This window comes from Epilithonimonas sp. KH_059, from assembly GCF_057838485.1.
In genome coordinates this window covers 1,700,522-1,724,071 of the sequence record NZ_CM174468.1, presented here as the reverse complement: position 1 = coordinate 1,724,071, position 23,550 = coordinate 1,700,522, and the positions used below count along the sequence as shown (strand labels likewise).

Here is a 23,550-nt window from a genome sequence, read left to right as displayed (position 1 = left end):
TTACATAAAGCTCACGCTTTACAAAAGCGGCGCTCGGTTTATTGCGCCCAGTTTAAACGGTCTGCTTGGTTGTACTGCCAAGGCGCCCCGTTGTTTTCGATATTGGCCATCATCAAATTCCATTCCTGTGGAGCGGAAGATTCCTCCATGATCATAAATCGTCTTAAATCAATAATGATGGACAAAGGATCGATAAGAACAGGACAGGCCTGTACACAAGCATTGCACGTAGTGCATGCTCGCAATTCTTCACGAGTGATATAATCGTCTAATAGTTTTTTACCGTCCGCTACAAACGAGCCGTTCTTCTCTACATTTCTGCCTACCTCTTCCAGCCTATCTCTCGTATCCATCATGATCTTTCTCGGAGAAAGTTTCTTGCCCGTTAAATTGGCAGGACACACGTCTGTGCATCGTCCACACTCTGTACATGTATACGCATTAAGCAGCTGCACCTGATTAAGTTCTAACACATCGCTGGCGCCAAACTTCTCGTCCGCTTGCTCTGCACTCGGTTCTTGCGCCGCAAAAGGATCTGCATTGGGATCCATCATTAATTTAATCTCACGTGTCACAGCAGGCAAATTGGTAAGTTCTCCTACTGGCTCGAGCTTGGCAAACCAAGTATTTGGAAAGGCAAACAAAATATGCAAATGCTTTGAGAAGTAAAGATAGTTCATGAAGAAGAGCACTCCAACGAAATGGAACCACCACGCTCCACGTTCCGCTAAATGAAGAGCTTCACTAGAAAGTCCTAACGAACTAAACAGGGGACTAAGCGTTATTTCACTAATAGGGAAATACCCTAGAATCTGTTCTCCGCTCAGTTCTCGGATGCGAAGATCCGCACCGTTCATGGTAAAGAAGGCAAGCATGAGCGCAAATTCAATGACAAGAATCCAATTTGCATCGTTCTTAGGCCATCCAAACAATTCTTTCATGGTGAGGCGGCGAACGCCATAGAAATTTCTACGAATAAAAAAGACGACCACTGCGATCAAAACAAGCAAGGCTAGAACCTCTAAAACTGCGGTAAAGACTCCGTATAGAGAAAGGCCTAGCACAGAGGCTAAAAATCGGTGCGTGCCGAAAAGACCGTCTACAATAATTTCAATAAGCTCTAGATTGATAATTACGAAGCCCACATAAACTAGGATGTGAAGGATTCCAGCAACAGGGCGTGCACCCATCTTGCTCTGCCCTAAAGCAACTCTGGCCATTAATGCCCATCTCTCTTTTGGGCGATCGGATCGATCCACCTTTTTACCGAGTTTAATATTTCTTACTAGCTTTTGAAGACTTCGAACAAAAAGTCCAATCCCTAAAACAAGTAAGATTCCAAATAGAATATTATCAAGATACGGCATCATAGGCGTGGGGGTTATTTACTGTTTTTACCAAATACGGAAAAGTTCACATATCGCTTCGGATTTGCTTTCATGTCTTCCACCAAAGCATTCAGGTTTTCCGCTGTCTTATTCAAATTTTGATAAAGTTCCTCATCTTTTGTCAATTTACCAAGAGAACCTTCACCATTTTGTATTCCTGTAATAACATTATTTAATTGCGAGGTCGTTTTGTTAAGCGCATCGATGGTATTGTTGAGCTTATCCGTGTCGATCTGCTCTGCAATATTTCCATAGTGATCCATCGCATCGCGAGCGCTCAAGGTCGCTAGATTTGCATTGTCTAAAATCTTTTGGATTCTCGGATCGTTGTTGGCAAGCAATTGATTGGCTTGCGAAGAAGTCCTTTCAAAAGCCCCTACAGTACGATTCAAGTTAATAAGTAGAGCTTTAATTTCCGCCTGGTTTTCAGCTCCGGTCATTAAATTGGCATTAATCATTAGAGAATCCACTCTCTTTAAGACGGATTGCAATTGATCTTTCACTGGACCTACTTGAGAGGAAATACTGTTCATCATAGAATCCTTATATCCTCCACTTAAAGTATCGCCTGATTTCGCCTCTTCTCCTCCGTACTCCAGATTCACTCGAACTTGTTTTCCAGACATCAGTCCAGGTTCAAAGATTTCGAGTGTAGAATTTTTAGAAAATTTAAATTGATCGTCCATAGTGACTTTTAAGACAAAATGAAGTTTCCCATCTTTTCCAGTCACGGGAGCGATTTCGTCCACCTGTCCTACTTTAAGTCCATTAATAGACACATGCGAGGAAGGTTCAAGCCCTTCCACGTTATCGTATTTCGCATAGAAAACGTTATCAGATACGAAAAGACTTTTGCCTTTCATAAACTGAAATAACACTACAAATCCTATGATCGCTAAAGCGGCAATTAAGCCTGCTTTTAATTCTTTAGAAAATTTCACAAGTTCAAATTTTGAGTGACAAATATAGGATATTTTTAATTAAAAAAACTCAATTCATCGTGGAGTGAAAAGCCAAAAAAGCGGCATTATCTGCCGCTTTTTAAGGATCCATAAAAGGATTTATTATTTGCCTGTTTTATCCCAAACTTCGATTCGATAATCGTCAATGTCTGCATTGTCCACTAAACTCTTCATGAAGAGTTGACCGAACATTTGTGCATTTTGACCTGCAATAGCCTCGGCGATTTGCTTCTCATCTCCTGGTTGTTTGTTAATCGTTTCCGATTTTTTCACCACTAGATAGACGCCGCTGATTCCTTCGACAGGTTGTGAGAGTTTCCCTTTTTGAACGCCGAATGCGGCTCCTGCAACTCTAGGTTCCATAGCCATACCTACGACTGGGTTCAAAAGGTTCACGCTAGCAGAAGCTTTCGTTGCTCCAAATAATTTGGCCGCTTGATCAAGTCCTGTCACGTTTCCAGATTTGATTTTGTCCATAATTTGCTTCGCAGCCAATTGGTTTTTCACGATGGGTTCAATCTGGTCTCTTACGGTTTCTGGATCGGCTAGACCTTTGTCTTGTTTCCCGTTGTAATAGGCCACAATACGATCTCCAGTTCCCTCCACAACAAAATACTCAGTTTCTCCTTTCTCTCTCTTCTTGTTAAATGCCCAAGAGATTACTTCTTCATCTTTGTCCGTACCTAATCCCTGAACACGTCCGTCAAAACGTTTTACCATTTTAGGATTCGTAAATTCAAACTTAGATTTCTTCGCTAGGTTTGCGAAATCGTTGAAAGATTTCCCTTGAACTTGTTGAATAAAGCGTCTTGCGTCTCTATCCACTGCGTTTTCTGTTTCTTCAGAAGGCTTGATTGTTTTCACAAGGTTTGCAACCTTGTAACCCATCGCTCCTGTTTTCTTATCTTGAATATTAATAATATGATAGCCAAATTGTGTTTCTACAACGCCTGTTGCGCCTTTTGCATGACTGCCTAAATACGCTTGGAATTCAGGAACAAAGGGAGTGTTCGGTGTAGTCCATCCTAAACTTCCTCCTTGCGCAGCAGAACCTGGATCGTCTGATAAATTCACAAATTCAGCAAATTTACCTGGGTTTGCTTGTACAATCGCACCAATCGAATCCGCTAGTTTCTTAGCTTCTTCCTTGGTTCTTTTGATTCCTTGCGCCGCTGGGCTCGCACTGTGCGCGATTAGAATGTGACGAGACAAAGTTGAATCTGACGTTTTCTTATCTAGTAATTTAGAAACTACATAAAGGTTTTGCTCTTTGTACGGTCCAAAGGTTTGACCAATGGCTGCACTTGCAACTTTATCGGAAATGCTTGGTGGCAATTGCTCTTTAGAAAAATAAGTAGGATTGAAAGGCAAGTCTGAATTCAGCATGACGAACATAGAATCCTGTGTCGTATTAATGAAGTTCTCAGTCCCTCCTGAAGCGTCCGTTCCTTTATTTAGTAACTTTTCAATTTCATCTTTCACTTTCGTGTCGTCCTGAAGTGTAGGTTTCGCTGGGAAATACACGACTCCAAGGTTGCGACTTGCTTCTGATTTGTAAGTATTAGGTCTCTCTTTGATATAGTTTGCTAAATCTTGCGTGCTAACTTTGATTGGATTTTTTTGAAGATAAGTCGCGTAATCGATCTGAACATAGTCAATGTCTGCCACTTTATCTCTTTGAGAAATCATCTCCCCGACTTCTTTTTTGCTCGCTGTGATTCCGGAAGATACATTCGCAAACAACTGTCTAGCCATCATACGATATTCGACACCGCGTCTGATTTTTAGCCATTGGTTATGTTCTTGAATTTGTCCTGCCGCTTCGAGTCCTTCATAGTACTGCTTCACTTCTTGCAATTTGAAGTTTCCCTTCTCGTCAAAGTAATCAGGAACTTGTGCGAACATGGGATCGTATTTCAGTTGGCTCCAAAAGTAATCGTCATTCAACTCGAGCCCTAGCTCATCAAATTGCTGCTTGATTAACTTGGATTGAACCAACATTTGCCACGCTTGCTCTTCGAGTCCTGTGCTAGGCTGTCCTTGTTGTTGAGCCTGCTGCTGAAGTAGTAAAAGTTGGTCATTGTATTCGTCTCTAGTGATTTTGTCGCCATTGACTTGTCCTAAAATATTAGGATTCTTGCCGAACACTTGATCGATACTATCTGGAGTCACTAAGAACGCAAATAGCGCAAGTGCAATCACCCCAATCATTAACCAAGATCTTTTTCTAATTTCTCCTAAAACTGCCATTCTATATAAACTTTTTAATCAGTGTGCGAAAATACACATTTTTAACCTATTAGAAAAAAAATATTTCCACTTTGTTTTTGCGCAAAATACCTACGATTCAGAAAAATTGGAAAATATGTCTACAATCCGCCCACTCACACTATTGGCATAAGAATTGAGCAGTCCTCCTTTAAAACCTATGCACGAGCGGATTTCTGACAAACCTTGGATTCCCTGCTACGGCACAACGAAATAACAATGACAATTTGTCATTTACAATAATATTATGATCGAATTTGAAGACATGAATTTAGAAGGACTATTGGAGGATGATTTTACAGTTTTCGCACAGGACTTAAGTATGATCGATTTCGAGGATAAAACTCAACTAGACACCCAGAAACTATACCCTATTCTTCCCGTCAGAAATCTCGTGATGTTTCCCCAGGTGATCATCCCGATTACGGCAGGAAGAGAACAAAGCAAGAAACTCCTAGAAGACGCGCAAAAAAACGGGACCATCATTGGGATTATCAGTCAAAAAAATAGCAATTTAGAGAATCCTGAAACATCGGATTTGTATCAAATTGGAACCTTAGCGAAGATTGTCAAGATTATCACTTTGCCCGAGGGCAATATTACGGCAATTACCAAAGGGATGCTTCGCTTTAAAATAAAAAATTACGTTCAACAAACGCCCTACATGACAGCGAACATTGAACAATTGAATGAGTCCTCCACGAGGGACCGTCATAAGTACGAAGCACTCATAGACAACATTAAAGCCCTTGCACTCAAAATCATTCAGCTGGATCCGAACATTCCGAATGCAGCCAACTTTGCGATTAACAATTTAACGCAAAATGAAGACCTATTGAATTTCATTTGTACAAATGGAAACTTCAGTGTGCAAAACAAACAAGGCCTTCTAGAAGAAAAAAGCTTGATGAAACGAGCGAAACGTTGCTATTCCTATATGCACGAAGAATTTAGAAAATTGGAACTTCGCAATCAAATTCATCAAAAAACGTCCAAAGACCTCGACAAGCAACAAAGAGAATACTATTTAAATCAGCAAATCCGCACCATTCAAGAAGAACTCGGCGGTGGAGCAGAAAGCGATGCGGAGGAACTACGTGAAAAGGCAAGCAAACTCTCTTGGGATCCAAAAGTAGAAGAACATTTTGAAAAGGAACTTAACCGCTTGTCCCGACAACATCCCAATTCGCCAGACTACAATGTACAGCGAAACTATTTAGACTTTTTCACGGATCTACCCTGGAATACATTTTCAAAAGATTCGGTTGAAATTAAAAAAGCGCAACGAATTTTAGACCGAGATCATTTTGGTCTTGAAGACATCAAAAAAAGAATCCTTGAGCACATGGCAGTCCTCAAATTAAAGGACAATATGAAATCGCCAATCCTCTGTCTTACAGGCCCTCCAGGGGTGGGGAAAACCTCCTTAGGTAAATCCATCGCGAATGCGCTTGGAAGAAACTATGTACGCGTCTCGCTTGGGGGCTTACATGACGAAAGTGAAATTCGGGGACACCGTAAAACCTACATTGGTGCAATGGCGGGGAGAATCTTACAGTCAATCAAAAAATCAGGCACCTCAAATCCTGTCGTAGTCCTTGATGAAATTGATAAGATAGGACAAGGCGTGCATGGAGATCCAAGTTCAGCCTTGCTAGAGGTTCTAGACCCGGAGCAAAACCATAGTTTCTATGACAATTACTTAGAATATGGATACGACCTTTCAAAAGTGATGTTTATCGCCACTTCCAATACACTTTCCACCATACAATCTCCTTTGTTAGACCGGATGGAAATCATTGAAATCACAGGCTATACAACCGAAGAAAAGATTGAAATTGCCAAAAGACACCTTATCCAAAAACAACAAGAAAATTCAGGACTGGATTCTAAGGCCTTTAGACTAGGAAACAGAGAACTGAAGCATATCATCGACAGTCACACCTCTGAATCGGGAGTGAGAACATTAGAGAAAAGAATTGCTTCCATTGCACGCTGGGTTGCCCTGCAAATTGCAATGGAAAATGAATACGAGCCTAAATTAACCTTAAAGCAAATTGATCAAATTCTGGGGGTACCTAGGGAGAAAACCGCTTCTGAAATCTCTGGAGTTCCTGGAGTGGTCACAGGGCTAGCTTGGACCAGTGTCGGGGGAGACATTCTCTTTATTGAAAGTCTTTTAAGTGCCGGAAAAGGAAATTTGACTATGACGGGGAATTTAGGAAATGTGATGAAAGAATCGGCGACCATCGCTTTGGAATACATTAAAGCAAAGCATTTGGAATTAGGCCTCAAGGAAGAAGAGGTCAGTTCATTTAACATACACGTGCACGTTCCTGAAGGAGCCACTCCAAAAGACGGACCCTCCGCTGGGATCGCGATGTTAACCTCAATGGTCTCGAGTTTCAAGAACAAGAAAGTGAAACCTCACATGGCCATGACCGGAGAGATCACGCTGCGAGGAAAAGTACTTCCTGTGGGAGGAATCAAGGAGAAACTTCTTGCTGCGAACCGCGCTGGAATTCGGGAAGTCATCCTTTGCGAGGCCAATCGAAAAGATGTGGATGAAATTAAAAAAGACTACCTGAAAAATCTCAAAATCCACTACGTGACGAAAATGAGCGAGGTGATTGACATTGCCATTGTCTAGAGGGAAAAGTCTTATAATTTTGCCAGTGCGAGAAGGCCTTTGGAGAAACTTTGTTTTGCTGTGAGGACCTCTCGCACTGGCAATTTAATTTAAGACGCAGAGCCTTGGACTTTGCCTCCCAAAGAATTCGGACAAGGAAAGGGTATGATTTTACAATATCACCCTTCTAAAATCTAGGCAAAAGGTGATAATTTGCGTAATTTTACCACCTCAAATACAATTCAACTAACAAAGTACCTTATGCTTTCAAAAATAAACCCTTCTCAAACCCAAGCATGGAAGGACCTACAAGCCCATTTTTCAACTCAAAACTTTGATTTGCGCACCTTGTTTGCCATAGACAGCACTCGTTTCGAGACATTTTCTATTGCAAGCGATCACTTCCTCTTTGATTACTCGAAGAATTTAATTGACCAAAAAACCAAAGATTTACTTCTTCAGTTAGCGAAAGAATGCGACTTAGAAAAGTCCATTCAAGCAATGTTTTCAGGAGAAAAAATCAACGAGACTGAGAACCGAGCCGTTCTTCATACCGCCCTTCGAGATTTTTCTTCGGATCCTATTTTGGTGGACGAGCAGAACATAAAACCGCAAATCCAAAAGGTTCTAGACAAAATGAAATCGTTTTCTGAAAATGTAATTTCAGGGGACCATAAAGGGTATACCCATCAACCCATTACGGACGTTGTAAACATCGGCATCGGAGGATCCGATTTAGGGCCTGTGATGGTGGTATCGTCATTAAAACACTACAAAACGAGATTAAATGTCCATTTTGTTTCGAACGTGGATGGCAATCACATTGCGGAAGTACTAAAACCTTTAGACCCTGAAACGACCTTGTTTATTGTCGCTTCGAAAACCTTTACTACGCAAGAAACCATGACCAATGCAGAGTCTGCAAAACAATGGCTACTAGAAAGTGGTGCGACCACAAGTGATGTTGCGAAGCATTTTGTCGCTTTATCGACCAATACAAAAGCGGTTCAAGAATTTGGAATCTCTGCAGATTCAATCTTTGAATTCTGGGATTGGGTTGGAGGCCGTTATTCTCTTTGGAGCGCCATTGGACTGAGCATTGTACTTGCGGTAGGGTATGAAAATTTTGAATCTCTTTTAAAAGGGGCCAACAAAACCGACACGCACTTCAAAACGGCACCTTTAGATCAGAATGTCCCTGTTCTGATGGGGCTACTAGGAATTTGGTATCGCAATTTTCACGACGCATCATCGTATGCGATTCTTCCCTATTCTCAATATTTAGATCGCTTTGCAGCCTACTTACAACAAGGCGACATGGAAAGCAATGGAAAAAGTGTGGATCGAAATGGCAATTTTGTCGACTACGAAACGGGGCCCATTATTTGGGGCGAACCCGGCACCAATGGACAACACGCCTTTTATCAACTAATCCATCAAGGCACGGAACTTATCCCTTCTGATTTCATTGGCTATGTAGAGTCTTTAAACTCAGTTTCTGATCATCAACCTAAATTGATGGCAAATTACTTTGCACAGACCCAAGCTTTGGCTTTTGGTAAGACAAAAGAGGAAGTGGAAACCGAACTTCGACAAAGCGGACAAGAGGAAAAACAAATTGAAAGCCTTGCAAATTTCAAAGTATTTAAAGGAAACATTCCCACCAACTCACTTTTATTCAAGGAGCTAACCCCTTTCACTCTAGGCGAACTAATTGCATTGTATGAGCATAAAATCTTCGTACAAGGGGTGATTTGGAATGTGTTTAGCTTTGACCAGTTTGGCGTTGAACTTGGGAAAGTTCTTGCCAAAGGAATTCTTCCCGAACTACAGAGCAAGGAGAAGACAACTAGACTTGACAGTTCCACGAACGGATTACTTAATTACTACAAAGCAAACAATCAATAAAACATCTTTTTGCAAAAATCAGAATTATGGCTCAAATACTAGACGGACTCAAAGTTTCGAAAGACATCAAAAGCGAAATCAAAGTAGAGGTAGATAAAATTTTAGCTCAGGAGCTCCGAGCTCCACATTTAGCAGCTATCCTTGTGGGTGAAAATGGCGCAAGCAAAGCCTATGTAAATAGCAAAGTGAAAGACTGTAAAGAGGTAGGGTTCGAGTCCACTTTAATTCGCCTATCGGACACGGTGAGTGAGTCTGAACTTCTTGCAGAAATTGAAAAGCTAAACCAAGATCCCGCGATCGACGGGTTTATCGTACAGCTACCTTTGCCAAAAGGTATTGATCAAGAACTCATCATTAATGCGATTGACCCCACAAAAGACGTAGACGGCTTTCATCCAGAAAACTTTGGTAGAATGGCCTTAGAAATGGAGGCATTCTTACCGGCAACCCCCTACGGGATCATGACTTTACTTGAGCGTTACAATGTTAGTACAAAAGGAAAAAACTGCGTGGTCATTGGAAGAAGCCGAATTGTAGGTCGTCCTATGAGCATTTTACTAAGCAGCAAAGGGGATCCTGGCGATGCAACCGTGACGGTTGTGCATAGCCATACCCAAAATATAGAAGAATACACACGCAAAGCAGACCTTATCGTGGTTGCCCTTGGTGCTCCGAAATACCTGAAAAAAGACATGGTGAAAGAAGGGGTTGTGATTATTGACGTCGGAATCACCCGAGTGGAGGACACAGGAGAACGTGGATTTCATTTGGAAGGAGACGTGGATTACGAGGGATGCAAAGAAAAGGCGAGCTGGATTACACCGGTACCCGGAGGCGTTGGGCCGATGACCCGAGCTATGCTAATGAAAAACACTTTGCTAGCCTACAAACGAAAAGGCTAAGAACTAGATAAAAAAAGAGTGGAACTAGGTTTCCCTATTTCAATACAAAATGATAGAAGATCAGGAACAATTATTAAAAGAAGGTAAAATGCTGCCTGTCATGGAGCATTTTTACACCATCCAAGGAGAGGGTGCCCATACAGGAAAGGCGGCTTACTTTATCCGTCTAGGGGGGTGCGACGTGGGATGCCATTGGTGCGATGTGAAAGAAAGCTGGGATCCAAAAATCCATCCCCTGCTCGATGTAGAACAGGTGGCAGAAACGGCGGCAAACCAGTGCAAAACCATCGTTTTAACTGGAGGTGAGCCCCTCATGTGGAATCTCGATCTTTTAACGGCAAAATTAAAAGAGCGCGGATGTACCATTCATATTGAAACCTCTGGGGCCTATCCCCTGAGTGGAACGCTCGACTGGATTACGCTTTCACCTAAAAAGACAGGTCTTCCTTTAGAGGAAATTTACAAAAAGGCAAGCGAACTGAAAATGATTGTTTTTAATCAAAATGATTTTAAGTTTGCCCAAGGACAGGCTGAAAAAGTATCTGCTAATTGCCGACTATATTTGCAAAGCGAATGGGGAAAACGCGAGGAAATGTATCCAAAAATAACGGACTTTATTTTGGAAAACCCACAGTGGCAAGCCTCGGTTCAGACTCATAAATATTTAAACATTCCCTAGATAAGACATGCACAAGGTTCTACTCTGTTGTAGAGCATAATTAAAATATTAATATTACTTTCGCAGTATGACTAAAAAGTTTTTAACCGCATTTGGCGAGTATTTTATGCTTATGGGAAAAAGCATTCGCCGACCCCAAAAAGCTGCCGTCTTTTGGAGGCTTTTGATGCGGGAAATATATGACCTGGGTGTGAACTCATTTGGTCTTGTGGTATTTACCTCGATATTTGTCGGCGCTGTGGTTGCGATACAAATGTTCAATAACTTCAACGCCTCGTCCTTTCCCATTCCCCCAAGTTTTGTGGGGTATGCTACAAAAGCGGTTCTCGTACTAGAATTCTCCCCTACGATTATTGCCCTCGTACTTGCTGGAAAGGTCGGATCCTATATTGCCTCGAGCATTGGAACGATGAGAGTCTCGGAACAAATTGATGCCCTTGATATTATGGGGGTTAATTCCGCGAACTTTCTGATTCTTCCTAAAATAATTGCTTGCGTTTTGTTTAACCCACTGCTTATTGCACTTAGTATCACCGTGGGTATCTTTGGCGGGTATCTCGCAGGAGAATTCACAAGCAACTGGACTTCAGGAGAATACATCTCAGGGATCCAAATGTATATGCCCACTCTCTTTTATTATTATGCCTTCACCAAAACCGTAGTGTTTGCATTTATTATCGCCACGGTCCCTGCCTATTTTGGATACAATGTGAAAGGAGGCTCTTTAGAAGTGGGTCGCGCAAGTACACAGGCGGTAGTTTGGACAATGGTCTTTATTATCATCTCGGAGCTTATATTAACCCAAATGATCTTAAGCTAATGATAGAGGTTAAAAACTTAAAGAAAAGCTTTGACGGTACGCAGGTACTTAAAGGCATCACGACTACTTTTGATACCGGAAAGGTCAATTTAATCATAGGGCAAAGTGGTTCTGGGAAAACCGTCTTTTTAAAGTCGCTACTCAATGTTCATGAGCCTACGAGCGGAACGATTTTATTCGATGGGAGAGACATTATGAAAATGGGACGAGACGAAAAACAAACCCTGCGCTCTGAAATTGGAACTCTGTTTCAAGGAAGCGCTCTGTTTGACTCTTTAACTGTGGAGCAAAACATTACCTTTCCACTCGATATGTTTACAAACTTAACCTTCCGCGAGAAAAAAAGAAGAGCTTTTCAAGTCATGGGGCTCGTGCGTCTTGACAACGCACAACGAAAATATCCTGCAGAAATTTCCGGAGGGATGCAAAAAAGGGTGGCCATTGCAAGGGCCATTGTCAACAATCCAAAGTACTTGTTTTGTGACGAGCCCAATTCTGGCTTAGATCCTTATACTTCGAATGTTATCGATGATTTGATTCTAGAAATCACGAAGGAATACAATACCACGACCATTATAAATACGCACGATATGAATTCTGTGATGACCATTGGCGAGAAAATTGTATACCTAAGGGAAGGAATTTTGGAATGGGAGGGTGATAAAAACAAGGTGATCACTGCAGGGAATAAAAACCTGATTGATTTTGTTTACTCCTCCGAACTCTTTAAGGAATTAAGAGAATACTTTTTGAGTACCAACAAAACCTCAATCGAAAATCAAATAACGAAACCGGAATAACAATGAAGAAATTAGTCAGTGCCGCTTTAATCGGTCTATCCGTGACGCTTTCTGCGCAAGTCTCTCTTGCGGCAAAAGCCAATTTATTATTTCCAACGGGCAAGCCTACTTGGAAAAACATTTCAAATTCTGCCACCGATGCATACAATTCGAGTGGTAAGAACAATACAGGATTCAATGTAGGTCTTTCTGCGAAAATTGATTTACCTACGTCCCTGTTTATTATGCCTGAACTTTATTACACTACGTTCAAAAATGAATTAACCGATCCCGTGACCAATACCACGATTGAAGCAAAAAGCAACCGTGTGGATTTACCGGTCCTTGTTGGGTTAAATTTACTTGGAGATCAACTCGGTGTATTTGTAGGACCTGTCGCAAGCTATAACCTTAGCACAGACAACCAATACAATGATTTCAAAGAAAATGCAGAATCAAACTTTACCGTAGGGTATCAATTTGGAGCGCAAGTGAAAGTGAGTAAACTCCTGATCAACGCACGCTACGAAGGTGCATTCAACAAAGATCAGCGTGAGTTCATTAACAACAACGTTGCGGGTGAGAGCTACACAGTCCGTTATGACAACCGTCCAAGCTTATTTATGGTTGGACTTGGTTACGCATTCTAAGAAGCAAAGAACCTATATTTAAATCCCCTGAATTAGTAATAATTCGGGGGATTTATATTTTCATTCGGAGTTTCTTTTTGCTCCACTACTTTTTGCTGCAATTCCTTTTCTTTAGCAAGCTCTTGTGCTTTGCGTTCGAGTTCTAATTTCTCTTTCTGCAGTTGTTTAAATTCGCGGCGTTTCTGTTCTTGTTTGAGCGCCGTTCCTTTGCTCACATAGCCTACCATTCCACCGAAAATCAGTCCGAGCCCAATCCCAGCCATAATTCCCATAATATGGGAAAGTTTGATTTGTTCCACCGCAAAATCAGTGGTTAGATAAAATAAAAATGTGGCGATTACTAAAAGTATGACACCGACGAGACTTAGACTTTTCATAGTATATAAATTAAAACCTCTTCAAATTTAGTAAAATTTTGAAGAGGTTTAGGTTTCTAATTAGATGGATTTAAATTTTACCACCTGCATTCTTATAATATTCGAGGGCTTTTGGTAAATGTGCCGCGATTTGCGATTTTCTATTCTCCGGACTCGGGTGAGTAGAGAGGAATTCTGGAGGTCTGTTGCCACTTGTGGTCATCGACTCCATACGGTTCCAGAAAGGTGTAGCTCCTCTTGGGTCGTATCCTGCCATTGACATAAGGTAAAGTCCCATTTCATCCGCTTCCAATTCTTGTTTTCTCCCGTACTTAAGTAAGGCTACTTGACCTCCTACGGAGTAAATAGAGCCCAAAACTTGCCCAAGTTGTCCGTTAGAAATGGTACCACCAAGAATCTGTCCGCCATACTGCGCTATCATGGCTTGAGAAATTCTCTCGTTGCCGTGACCCGCCAAAGCGTGGGATATTTCATGGCCTAATACCACCGCTAAACCGGTTTCATTCTGCGTAATGGGTAAAATCCCACTGTAAACGGCCACTTTTCCTCCGGGCATACACCATGCGTTTGCAGATGCATCTTGAATCAAATTATACTCCCAATTAAAAGACGTTAAATCTTGCGAACGCCCAATGGAATTATAATAGTTCTTGGCTGCATTTTGGAGCCGAAGACCTACATTCTTCACTTGGTTAGCCGCTGTAGTTCCTTTGACTACCTTGGATTTTGACAAAACTTCCTGGTATTGTTGAACCGCCATACTGGCAATTTCTGCGTCACTCACTAATTGTACGGACTGACGTCCCGTGAGGGGGTTCGTAGTACAGGCAATCATCAAAAGAGATGCAGCGCCCACTGTAAATACTTGTATTAATTTCATAGTTTTAAGTGTTATTAAATATCGTGGTTACAATATTTGTTCCAATTGTGAAAAATAATGTACCTTTAGTAGCCTTTGAGCATGAATTTTGTAAGAAACCTATAAAATATTGAAAAATGAAAAAATACATACTCCTATCGGTTGTCTTCGCATTGGCAATCCTCCAATCTTGTAGCTCTCAAGATTACCTTGATAAAACAACACTTGATAATTTGCTAAACTCTAAAGAATTCACCTTTATGGCAAAAAGAGCGGTGCCTTCTACTAATGACATTTCAAGGGTAATGAGTGGATCCGTGCAGGGGAGCTCTCGATTATTAGACCTTGATTATGGGTATACAGTGGAAGTGACTAAAGAAAAGATTACCTCGACTCTTCCTTATTTTGGACGCATGTACACGCCTACAACCGATCCTGACAAACAAAGCTATCGATTTACTTCCGAGAAATTCAACTACCAAGAATCTGTTGAGAAACGCAATGTCAAAGTAATTACTCTCCGCCCTCAGGATGTGACTCATGTGCAAAGAATGGTCATGCAAGTGTACCCCAACGGTCGTGCCTACTTAACCATTGAAGCAAACGATCGTCAACTCATTTCGTACGATGGGTACTTAATGAAAAACGAAACTAAGAATTAGACTTAAAGAGTAAATTCACAAAACTTTTTGCTTCGGAACTGGGTGTAGACTTAAGTTCGGAAGCATTTCGTTTGTGCCGCTCGTAATTTTCTGATAAATAGGCATCGGCTTCAGTCCGTTCTAGAAGGTAGTGTTTCACCCAATAGAAAAACCTTTTTTCGGCTTGCTCCTGCCGGCATTGGACAAATCGATCTGATTGTTTCTTCTGATCGATAAACTTTTCAATTGAACTATACACTTTGTCAAGTCCTTGTTTTTCAAGCGCTGAACCTAAAAGAACTGGGACTTTCCAATTGGGCTCTTTTTCTGGCATAAAATAGAGCGCCCTCAAGAGTTCCTGTTTGGTTTGTTTGGCGAGGGCTAAATTATCATTTTCCACTTTGTTGATGAAAATGAGATCGACCATTTCCATTATGCCACGCTTGATTCCTTGCAGTTCATCTCCACCTCCGGTAATTTTCAAAAACAAAAAGACATCGCTAAGTTCAGAAACCATCACCTCACTTTGCCCCACTCCCACAGTTTCAATCAATATATAATCGTATCCAGCTGCTTCACACAAAAGCATCGTTTCAAAGGTAGTGTTTGCCACGCCGCCCAAAAATCCAGAACTAGGCGAAGGACGGATAAAGGCCATGGCGGATTTGCTTAACTCCTCCATCCTAGTTTTATCTCCTAAAATAGATCCTTTGTTAAGTGTGGAACTAGGGTCGATTGCAAGGACTGCCACTTTCTTGCCTTTTTCTATTGCCAGAAGCCCAAAACTTTCAATGAAGGTGGATTTTCCAACGCCTGGAACCCCTGTGACGCCTACTCGAATGGAATTCCCAGCATACGGCATGATTTTCCTTAACAGGTCTTCGGCCTTCGCTCGATGTTCTGGCTTCTTACTCTCCACCAAAGTGATCGCCTTGGCCAAAATTCTTTTGTCTCCCTCTCGAATTCCCTTCAAATACTCCTGTATCGATATCTCGTTCATCTTTTCTCCTTATTATGTTTTCATTTGAATGCCTAGTCCTGGCGAACTCTCTAAATGCAATTCCCCTTGGTAAACTTTACTCCCAACCGCATCATCGTTTGCGATTAATTCTGCCCCGTCTAGATCCGCATAATCACAAAGGGGCGCCAAGGCAATCCCTGCGGAAATTCCGACTGAGGACTCTGTCATGCACCCAATCATCACCCTAAACCCGTACTCTTTCGCTTTTTTGACCACCTCAAGCGCGGGGGTCAGTCCACCGCATTTCATAAGCTTAAGATTTAAAGAGGGATAATGGGGCTGCAATTCCGCCAATTGATCCATTGATTGAAAATCTTCATCGCCCATCCAGTTCACTTTTGAGTTGCGTGATAAAGCTTTATACTCGCCCACTTTTAAGGGCTGCTCTACATATACTAGTTTTTCAACGTTTACACTTGCCTCTAAGCGCTTGCAATCCTCAGGCCCAAAACTAGTGTTCGCATCGATAGCAATCTTTTTTCCTGTTTCTAACAGAGCTTCTAATTGCAAGGGATTCCATTCCACAAACTTTACTTTAAAGAAGCTCCATTTTGAGCTCTTAATCTTTTGCACCTGCTCCCATGAAGTTCCTCCGCTAAGGGTTAAAGAGGAAAAGGGGAGAGAACCTCCAATTGAATTTAGTTCTCCAAAAGATTTGCCCTCTAATTTCCCATACAAATCCCAATAGGCACAATCCAGAGCGCTACGTAAAAAGGGATTTTGAGCCCACTTCATTAAAATCAAATAAAACTCCTGCGGAATCACCTTAGAGACTTCTTTTAGAAGACGCCTAATTCGAACCAATTCTTTTTCAAAATCAGCGAGAACGATGCCATAATACGTGATTTCGACACATTCCCCATACCCCACTTCGTGTTGCTCTGAGAGTTCCACAAGAAGGGCATTTCGATAGTCGAATTGCCCATACGTAATATGAAAAGGCTCTTTTAAAATTAATTTTCTAACTTTCCATCGTAATTCCATCGGATCTTTGGTTACTCATGTAAATTATTTAAATTTAACCAAAAATAACAACTAACAAAATTCTTTATGAAAAAAATGATCTTCGGCACCCTCACGATGGGGCTGGCTTTAGCCTCTTGTACCCAGAGCGGTATGGCTGGAAGCAAACTTAAAAAAGAGAAGCAAATTGCAGAAGGCAAAACCATCTTTGAAAACTCTTGTCATAAATGCCATGCACTCCCTGAACCAAAATCTTTTACGGACGAACAGTGGGTAGGGCTCGTGAATGCAATGGCACCGAAAGCCAAACTAAGCGACGAGCAGGGGAAACTTGTATATGAGTACGTCTCTAACACGAACTAAAAAAGAATAAAAAAGCGGACTTTCCCTAGAGACAAAGTCCGCTTTTTTTGCTTTTAATGGTTTATTCTTTCAAATACCCTTCTAGAATCTGACAAGCAGACTGAGGAAGACTTGTACCGGGCCCAAAAATATAATCGGCCCCGTTTTCATACAAATAGTCATAATCTTGTTTCGGGATTACGCCCCCAACCACGATTTTGATATCGGTGGCTCCCAGTTTTTTAAGTTCTTCTACGACTTTAGGCACTAGGGTTTTATGCCCTGCCGCAAGAGAAGAGATCCCTAATACATGGACATCGTTCTCCACGGCTTGAAGAGCTACTTCCACTGGGGTTTGAAATAAAGGCGCGACATCGACATCAAAGCCCATGTCCGCAAATGCAGTCGCGACGACTTTTGCACCTCGATCGTGACCGTCCTGTCCCATTTTCGCAACCATAATACGGGGACGACGTCCGAAGGTATTCTCAAAGGTTTCGCACAAAGCAAGGGCTTTGGCAAAATATTCATTCTTAGTTGCACTCATCGCATACACTCCTTGAATTGTTCTAATGTTCGCTTTGTAACGACCGAAACTTTTCTCCATCGCATCACTCATTTCTCCTAAGGTCACTCGCCTTCTGGCTGCTTCAATACAAAGTTCTAATAAATTTCCATCGCCGCTACTAGCCGTCTGTTCAATTTCCTGAAGGATTTCACTTACCTTTTGTGCATCGCGACTACTTTTAAGACTCTCTAGTCGCTCAATTTGCTCTTTACGGACCTGTGAATTGTCTATATCAAGAATATCGAAGCGTGGCTGTTCAAGTTCAGACTTGAAGGAGTTGACCCCGATAATAAACTCCTCCCCAGAATCAATTTTGGCCTGTTTGCGGGCAGCGGCTTCCTCGATTCTCATCTTTGGAATTCCTTGTTCGATCGCTTTGGTCATTCCCCCTTGCGATTCTACTTCTTCAATATACTTCATCCCTTCTGTAATCATCTGCTTGGTCAATGCCTCGACAAGGTCACTGCCTGCGCAGGGATCAACCACGTCACAAATACCGCTCTCCTGTTGAAGAATAATTTGTGTATTTCTTGCAATTTTTGCAGAATAATCCGTGGGCAGTGCAATGGCTTCATCCAAAGCATTGGTATGCAAAGATTGCGTACCTCCTAAAGCTGCCGACAGGGCTTCAATAGCAGTCCTTGTTACATTATTAAAGGGTTCTTGCTCTGTAAGACTCCAACCCGAAGTTTGAGAATGGGTACGAAGTGCAAGACTTTTAGGGTTTTTAGGTTGAAAGGGCTTGAGAAGCTCTGCCCATAAATAACGGGCAGCTCGCATCTTAGCGATCTCCATAAAGTGATTCATTCCTACGGCCCAAAAAAAGGAGAGACGAGGCGCGAAGGAATCGATTGACATCCCTGCTTTAATCCCTGTACGTACATACTCAAGTCCGTCTGCAAGTGTGTAAGCCATTTCTAAAACGGGCGTCGCACCTGCTTCCTGCATATGGTAGCCTGAAATGGAAATCGAATTAAACTTCGGAATATTTTGAGCGGTATATTCAAAAATATCCGCAATGATTTTCATAGACGGCTTGGGTGGATATATATAGGTGTTTCTCACCATGAATTCCTTCAATATATCATTCTGAATGGTCCCTGACAATTTCTCTTGACTCACGCCCTGCTCTTCGGCAGCCACGATATAAAAGGCCAAAATAGGCAGCACAGCTCCATTCATTGTCATAGACACAGAAATCTCATCCAGAGGAATCTTATCAAAAAGAACTTTCATGTCTTCCACCGAATCAATGGCTACCCCGGCTTTACCGACATCTCCTTCAACCCTTGGATGGTCTGAATCGTATCCTCGGTGGGTGGCTAAATCAAAGGCGACCGAAAGCCCCTTTTGCCCAGCTGCGAGGTTCTTTAAATAAAATGCATTGGACTCTTTCGCAGTGGAAAAACCGGCATATTGACGAATGGTCCACGGCTTTTGTACATACATAGTAGGATAGGGCCCTCGAAGATAAGGAGCCACCCCTGCACTTACACTAGAGGTAAGAGAAGTATCTGTGTCCGCCTCTGTGTAATGAGATTTTAATTCCAATCCGTCCTTTTCAAAAAGAAAGGGAGTCTTTGGGAATGTAAGTATCTTAAAGTCAGGATTTTGATTTTGAATTTTCCGGCGCATAACGGTAAGTGGATTGAAAAAGTAAAGTTACAAATTTTTACGAGGTTTTTCGAGTGCCTCTATGAGGTCTAGGAAAGGGCGCATTCCAGAGTGTTAAACGAAAAAAAACATGCCTTGGGTAAGACATGCTTCTCTTTTAAACATTTAAATTTATCACTTTTCAGAAACCGATTCTTTGACGTCCTTTGCTCCTTTTTCTACTGCAGAGGCTGCATCGGCGGTCACTTTCTTCGCTTCTCGTTTGAGATCTTTAGATCCTTCTTTAAGGGCATCTCCTACTTCGTTCAATTTCACTTTAGCTTTCTGCGCTGCCTCTTGGGATTTCGCTTTAAAGTTTTCTGCACTTGAATCTACTTTCTGCTCATCGATTCCGACGTGTTCAATCGTGGTGGTATCACCGTCTTGCTGAATCACCGTTGTTTTTTCTTTTACGCAGGCGCCTAAAGTGAATAGACTTCCCATTAGACCGAGTAGAACCAATTTTTTCATCGTTTTAATACTTTCTATATTAGGTAACAAATACTAAACCAAACTTCTAATACTCGTCCTCTGCACCTTTCATCTTCTCGGCATTTTCCGCCATGATGACCGCATCAATCATTTCTTGAATGTCCCCATTCATATACGCATCCAGGTTGTAAATGGATTTGTTAACTCGGTGGTCGGTGACTCTACCTTGAGGATAATTATAGGTTTTAATCTTTGCAGATCTATCTCCGGTTGAAACCATGGATTTACGCTGAGCAGCGACATCGCCTTGAACCTTTTGAAGTTCAATGTCGTAAAGTTTTGCTCTTAGCATTTCCATCGCAAGCTCTCGGTTGGCTAACTGAGAACGAGCCTGTTGGCAAACAACCACAAGACCCGAAGGTTTGTGGGTTAACTGAACCTTGGTTTCCACCTTGTTCACATTTTGCCCTCCTGCTCCTCCGGAACGTGAAGTTTGCATTTCAATATCGGCAGGGTTGATTTCTACATCCACTTCTTCTGCTTCTGGCAAAACGGCCACCGTAATTGCAGAGGTATGCACTCTCCCTTGGGATTCGGTCTCAGGGACACGCTGTACCCGGTGAACCCCGGATTCAAATTTCATAATACCGTAAATGCCATCTCCCTCCACTTTCATGATGAGTTCTTTGTATCCTTTGGCAGCTTCGTTAGAGTCGGTAATTTCGTGCTTCCACCCTTTGGTTTTGAAGTACATTGCGTACATTCTATAAATATCTTCGACAAAAATAGCAGCCTCGTCTCCTCCGGTTCCTGCACGAAGTTCCACAATGACGTTTTTATCATCCGTTGGGTCTTTAGGAATCAGAAGGACCTTTAATGCCTCTTCGAACTCTGGCAATTTATCTTGGGCTTCTAATTTCTCCATTTTGGCCAAATCCACGAATTCCTTGTCGCTGCCGTCCGCAATGATTTCATCCGATTCCTTGATGGTATCAAGCGCGGATTTATACTCATCGTATACCTTCACGATCTTACCCAGATCGCTATACTCCTTATTTAGCTGAGAATAGCGTTTTTGATCCATGATCACATCGGGTTGGATGATGAGGTCGGCGACCTCGTTATAGCGTTGCTTGATTGCTTCAAGCTTAGGAATTAGGGATTTTGACATGGATAACTTTTTGTGCCTGCAAAGATAAAGAAAACTTGCAAAACCATCGAGGGAGCTTTAAGAAACTCTTTCTAAAACTATCAATCCACTCATTTGAGTGGATTGATAGGAATTTATTTTAAGGTTTAATTTCCCGGTTCGCTAGGTTCAACAATTCTATTCTCATAGAGATTGATAAACATTTTCGAAATACGCATTAACACCGCCTGAATGTCTCTACTCTGTAAAAACACGTTGGTTTGAAGCACTCCTTCTTTTGTGGAAGGCTTGGTTCTGTTAATGTTGGCGATCTGATAATCCAATTTTTCGTTGATATAAGCTCGCACCTTATCTCTCTCCGCACGGATATCATGAATATTCTCATCGGCCGTTTGCTCTAGAGAAACTAAGATGATATTGAAGAACTCACCCATTCTTGAATCCAGTTTCTTAAGGTCTTTTAAAAACTCTAAATCACTAACCACATGCAGGTTCTTCACAAAATAGAGAGCTTCATTGCTTAAGGACCTAGTTGATTGAGCAAGGTCTTGAATGAAATCACTGCTTAGAACAATGGCCTGCGCCGTTTGCTTGTCATTAATGCTTAAGGACTTAATGTATTTAATACTTTTGACCCTTACTTGATGACCGTGCTTCTCTAAATCGGCTAGAGATTTATTCGCACTTTCTAATTTTGCGATATTTCCTTCGATCAGCCCATCTAAGATTAGGTTGTAGTTGATTGCAATTTCAGAAACCGTAGAACTTACAATAGATTGGTACTTCTGAACTGTATTTAAGTCACTATCTCCTAAAACCTTAAGACGATCCTCATTTCTCTTCTTCTCCTTCACTTTCATACTGAAGCGAATATTGGATACCACAATAAAGGCAAAAACAACCCCCATAAGCGCATAGGTTCCCTCTCTACCCCCTTTGTACATAATTAAGGCAAACACAGCAGAAACGCTAAAAGCAATTAAGGCCGTAATAAACCAACCTCCGATCACGGAAAGTACACCTGCTACTCTATATACTGCGCTGTCTCTTCCCCATGCATTGTCTGCAAGCGAACTTCCCATTGCGACCATGAAGGTAACATAGGTAGTGGACAAAGGGAGCTTCTGCGAAGTAGCCCAAGCAATGATACTCGAGGCAATCACTAGATTCACAGCCGCGCGCACTAAGTCGAACGAAGGTGCATCTTGCGATTCAGCCGCTTCAATTAATTTCTTTTCCTGGATGGTGTTACGATAGCGTCTCGTAATGGGTTGAGGAATAATAACTCCAAAGATTTTTCCAAAAGTAAGCGAGGAGTTCACAATGCTACGTGAGATTAAGTTCGCTTTAAATCGCTCGTCTCCTTCGTCTTGTCGACCGAGACTTACTTCCGTTTCCGTCACATTCTTTGCCTTTGCACTGAACCAAATGGTAAGTCCCATGATAATCCCTGCAATTAACAACATATAATTAGGTACAAGCACATCGTTGCCTGCCAAATAATCCATGAAATACTCGTTTGCAGGAACTCCGGAACTAGCCCAATCTTGAAACGCTAAGAGTCCTGAAATGGGAACTCCAATAAAGTTGACTAAGTCGTTTCCAGCAAAAGCCATCGCCAGAGCGAAGGTTCCTAAAAGGACCACAACCTTTAGTGGGTTCACTTTGTAGAATCGCTGCAAAAGGTAAAGTACAACCAAGGCGAAAACAAACATTCCTGCTAAAATAGCATTTGTATTCTCTTGAATTAATAGGGCAATCTCTTGGTTTAATAGAGTGGTTCCTTTTAATCCTTTAATCAGTAGGAAATAAACAATGGAAGTGATTCCAATTGAGGAAAACAAAACTCCGTAGGTAGCTAATTTTTTGTCAAAATTAAAGGTAAACAAAATTCTTATTAGGTACTGAATTATAGCCCCAGCCGTAAACGCGATTAAAATCGATAGAAATATACCGGAGATGATGTTGTTTGTACTTTCAAAATTAATGTATTTCCATATCTCACTTATAGTCTCATTGTTCGTCATCGAAAGTAAAAACCCAGCCATAAGCGAGGCCCCTAAGAGTTCGAAAATAATAGAGACGGTGGTAGAAGTCGGCAAACCAAGACTGTTAAATACATCTAATAGAATAATATCCGTGAGGATCACGGCTAAAAATACAATTAGAAGTACGTCAAAAGTAAAGTACTGCGGATAGAAAATTCCCTTTCGAGCAATTTCCATAATGCCACTTGAAAAAACGGAGCCTATGACCACACCCGCAATTGCGATTAAGATAATGGTCCGAAAAGAGGCTACTTTAGACCCGATAGCGGAATTTAAAAAATTCACCGCATCGTTACTTACGCCCACTACTAAATCAATAACAGCAAGTACAAGTAGAGCACCTACCACAAAAATGAAATAATCCATGAAAATAGTTTGCCGCAATTTACGACTATGCTCAAGGGTACTCATCATATGTTAACAAAACTTAACATTGGGGTTTGGACCCAAAAAAACCGATCCAATGGATCGGTTTGTATATATAGTTTTGCTTTGAGAATGCAATTCACTC

20 protein-coding genes are annotated in these 23,550 nt (G+C 41.6%); 9 read left to right on the top strand and 11 right to left on the bottom strand.

All coding sequences use genetic code 11. The features are described 5' to 3' along the window. Window positions 1-38: 38 nt before the first annotated feature. The 3 genes from AC3IRX_RS08110 to AC3IRX_RS08100 form a co-directional block, all read right to left on the bottom strand. Window positions 39-1,367 carry a 4Fe-4S dicluster domain-containing protein gene (locus tag AC3IRX_RS08110; protein ID WP_489211481.1) on the bottom strand — a complete coding sequence of 443 codons (1,329 nt, stop codon included), beginning with the start codon at window positions 1,365-1,367 and terminating at the stop codon, window positions 39-41. 14 nt (window positions 1,368-1,381) lie between these two features. Further along, a complete protein-coding gene (locus tag AC3IRX_RS08105; protein WP_489209573.1) occupies window positions 1,382-2,329 on the bottom strand; it encodes an MlaD family protein in 948 nt (315 codons plus the stop codon). Between the two features lie 123 nt (window positions 2,330-2,452). Continuing rightward, window positions 2,453-4,600 (bottom strand): peptidylprolyl isomerase, encoded by a 2,148-nt coding sequence (locus AC3IRX_RS08100; RefSeq protein ID WP_489209571.1) that lies wholly within the window; start codon window positions 4,598-4,600, stop codon window positions 2,453-2,455. Between the two features lie 265 nt (window positions 4,601-4,865). On the opposite strand from AC3IRX_RS08100, the gene lon reads away from it, so the two are divergent. The 7 genes from lon to AC3IRX_RS08065 all read left to right on the top strand — a co-directional run bounded on the left by lon (window position 4,866) and on the right by AC3IRX_RS08065 (window position 12,985). Continuing rightward, complete coding sequence (gene lon / locus AC3IRX_RS08095; protein WP_489209569.1) at window positions 4,866-7,268, top strand: endopeptidase La; 2,403 nt, start codon at window positions 4,866-4,868, stop codon at window positions 7,266-7,268. Window positions 7,269-7,508: 240 nt separating this feature from the next. Beyond that, window positions 7,509-9,155, top strand: a complete 1,647-nt coding sequence (pgi, locus tag AC3IRX_RS08090) for a glucose-6-phosphate isomerase (RefSeq protein WP_489209567.1) — start codon at window positions 7,509-7,511, stop codon at window positions 9,153-9,155. Window positions 9,156-9,181: 26 nt separating this feature from the next. After that, window positions 9,182-10,057 carry a bifunctional 5,10-methylenetetrahydrofolate dehydrogenase/5,10-methenyltetrahydrofolate cyclohydrolase gene (locus tag AC3IRX_RS08085; RefSeq protein WP_489209566.1) on the top strand — a complete coding sequence of 292 codons (876 nt, stop codon included), beginning with the start codon at window positions 9,182-9,184 and terminating at the stop codon, window positions 10,055-10,057. Window positions 10,058-10,106: 49 nt separating this feature from the next. Next, the gene (locus tag AC3IRX_RS08080) at window positions 10,107-10,736 is read left to right on the top strand and encodes a 7-carboxy-7-deazaguanine synthase QueE (protein ID WP_489209564.1); all 630 of its coding nucleotides are present in this window, start codon (window positions 10,107-10,109) and stop codon (window positions 10,734-10,736) included. 67 nt (window positions 10,737-10,803) lie between these two features. Further along, complete coding sequence (locus AC3IRX_RS08075) at window positions 10,804-11,556, top strand: MlaE family ABC transporter permease (protein WP_489209562.1); 753 nt, start codon at window positions 10,804-10,806, stop codon at window positions 11,554-11,556. Continuing rightward, window positions 11,556-12,356: an ABC transporter ATP-binding protein gene (locus AC3IRX_RS08070; RefSeq protein ID WP_489209560.1), complete on the top strand. Its 801-nt coding sequence runs from the start codon at window positions 11,556-11,558 to the stop codon at window positions 12,354-12,356. The genes AC3IRX_RS08075 and AC3IRX_RS08070 overlap by 1 nt, the downstream gene beginning before the upstream one ends. 2 nt (window positions 12,357-12,358) lie before the next feature. Beyond that, a complete protein-coding gene (locus AC3IRX_RS08065) occupies window positions 12,359-12,985 on the top strand; it encodes an outer membrane beta-barrel protein (protein ID WP_489209558.1) in 627 nt (208 codons plus the stop codon). Between the two features lie 32 nt (window positions 12,986-13,017). Here the strand turns inward: AC3IRX_RS08065 and AC3IRX_RS08060 are convergent, their stop codons facing one another. Next, complete coding sequence (locus tag AC3IRX_RS08060) at window positions 13,018-13,362, bottom strand: hypothetical protein (RefSeq protein WP_459082637.1); 345 nt, start codon at window positions 13,360-13,362, stop codon at window positions 13,018-13,020. A 70-nt stretch (window positions 13,363-13,432) separates the two neighbouring features. Further along, the gene (locus AC3IRX_RS08055; RefSeq protein ID WP_459082639.1) at window positions 13,433-14,242 is read right to left on the bottom strand and encodes a M48 family metallopeptidase; all 810 of its coding nucleotides are present in this window, start codon (window positions 14,240-14,242) and stop codon (window positions 13,433-13,435) included. A gap of 116 nt (window positions 14,243-14,358) precedes the next feature. Here AC3IRX_RS08055 and AC3IRX_RS08050 point away from each other — a divergent pair, with 116 nt between their 5' ends. Beyond that, on the top strand, window positions 14,359-14,883 hold the full coding sequence (locus tag AC3IRX_RS08050; RefSeq protein WP_489209555.1) for a DUF4251 domain-containing protein: 525 nt from the start codon (window positions 14,359-14,361) through the stop codon (window positions 14,881-14,883). Here AC3IRX_RS08050 and meaB read toward each other — a convergent pair. After that, complete coding sequence (meaB, locus tag AC3IRX_RS08045; protein ID WP_489209553.1) at window positions 14,873-15,862, bottom strand: methylmalonyl Co-A mutase-associated GTPase MeaB; 990 nt, start codon at window positions 15,860-15,862, stop codon at window positions 14,873-14,875. The genes AC3IRX_RS08050 and meaB overlap by 11 nt on opposite strands. A 12-nt stretch (window positions 15,863-15,874) precedes the next feature. Next, a complete protein-coding gene (locus tag AC3IRX_RS08040) occupies window positions 15,875-16,867 on the bottom strand; it encodes an enolase C-terminal domain-like protein (protein ID WP_489209551.1) in 993 nt (330 codons plus the stop codon). A gap of 66 nt (window positions 16,868-16,933) precedes the next feature. Here AC3IRX_RS08040 and AC3IRX_RS08035 point away from each other — a divergent pair, with 66 nt between their 5' ends. Then, a complete protein-coding gene (locus AC3IRX_RS08035; protein WP_489209550.1) occupies window positions 16,934-17,209 on the top strand; it encodes a c-type cytochrome in 276 nt (91 codons plus the stop codon). Window positions 17,210-17,270: 61 nt separating this feature from the next. Here the strand turns inward: AC3IRX_RS08035 and scpA are convergent, their stop codons facing one another. The 4 genes from scpA to AC3IRX_RS08015 form a co-directional block, all read right to left on the bottom strand. Next, window positions 17,271-19,391 carry a methylmalonyl-CoA mutase gene (scpA, locus tag AC3IRX_RS08030; RefSeq protein ID WP_489209548.1) on the bottom strand — a complete coding sequence of 707 codons (2,121 nt, stop codon included), beginning with the start codon at window positions 19,389-19,391 and terminating at the stop codon, window positions 17,271-17,273. A gap of 153 nt (window positions 19,392-19,544) precedes the next feature. Next, the gene (locus tag AC3IRX_RS08025; RefSeq protein ID WP_489209546.1) at window positions 19,545-19,880 is read right to left on the bottom strand and encodes a hypothetical protein; all 336 of its coding nucleotides are present in this window, start codon (window positions 19,878-19,880) and stop codon (window positions 19,545-19,547) included. A 46-nt stretch (window positions 19,881-19,926) separates the two neighbouring features. Continuing rightward, the gene (prfA, locus tag AC3IRX_RS08020) at window positions 19,927-21,012 is read right to left on the bottom strand and encodes a peptide chain release factor 1 (protein WP_459082653.1); all 1,086 of its coding nucleotides are present in this window, start codon (window positions 21,010-21,012) and stop codon (window positions 19,927-19,929) included. 125 nt (window positions 21,013-21,137) lie between these two features. After that, window positions 21,138-23,405 carry an inorganic phosphate transporter gene (locus tag AC3IRX_RS08015; RefSeq protein WP_489209544.1) on the bottom strand — a complete coding sequence of 756 codons (2,268 nt, stop codon included), beginning with the start codon at window positions 23,403-23,405 and terminating at the stop codon, window positions 21,138-21,140. Window positions 23,406-23,550 lie beyond the last annotated feature (145 nt).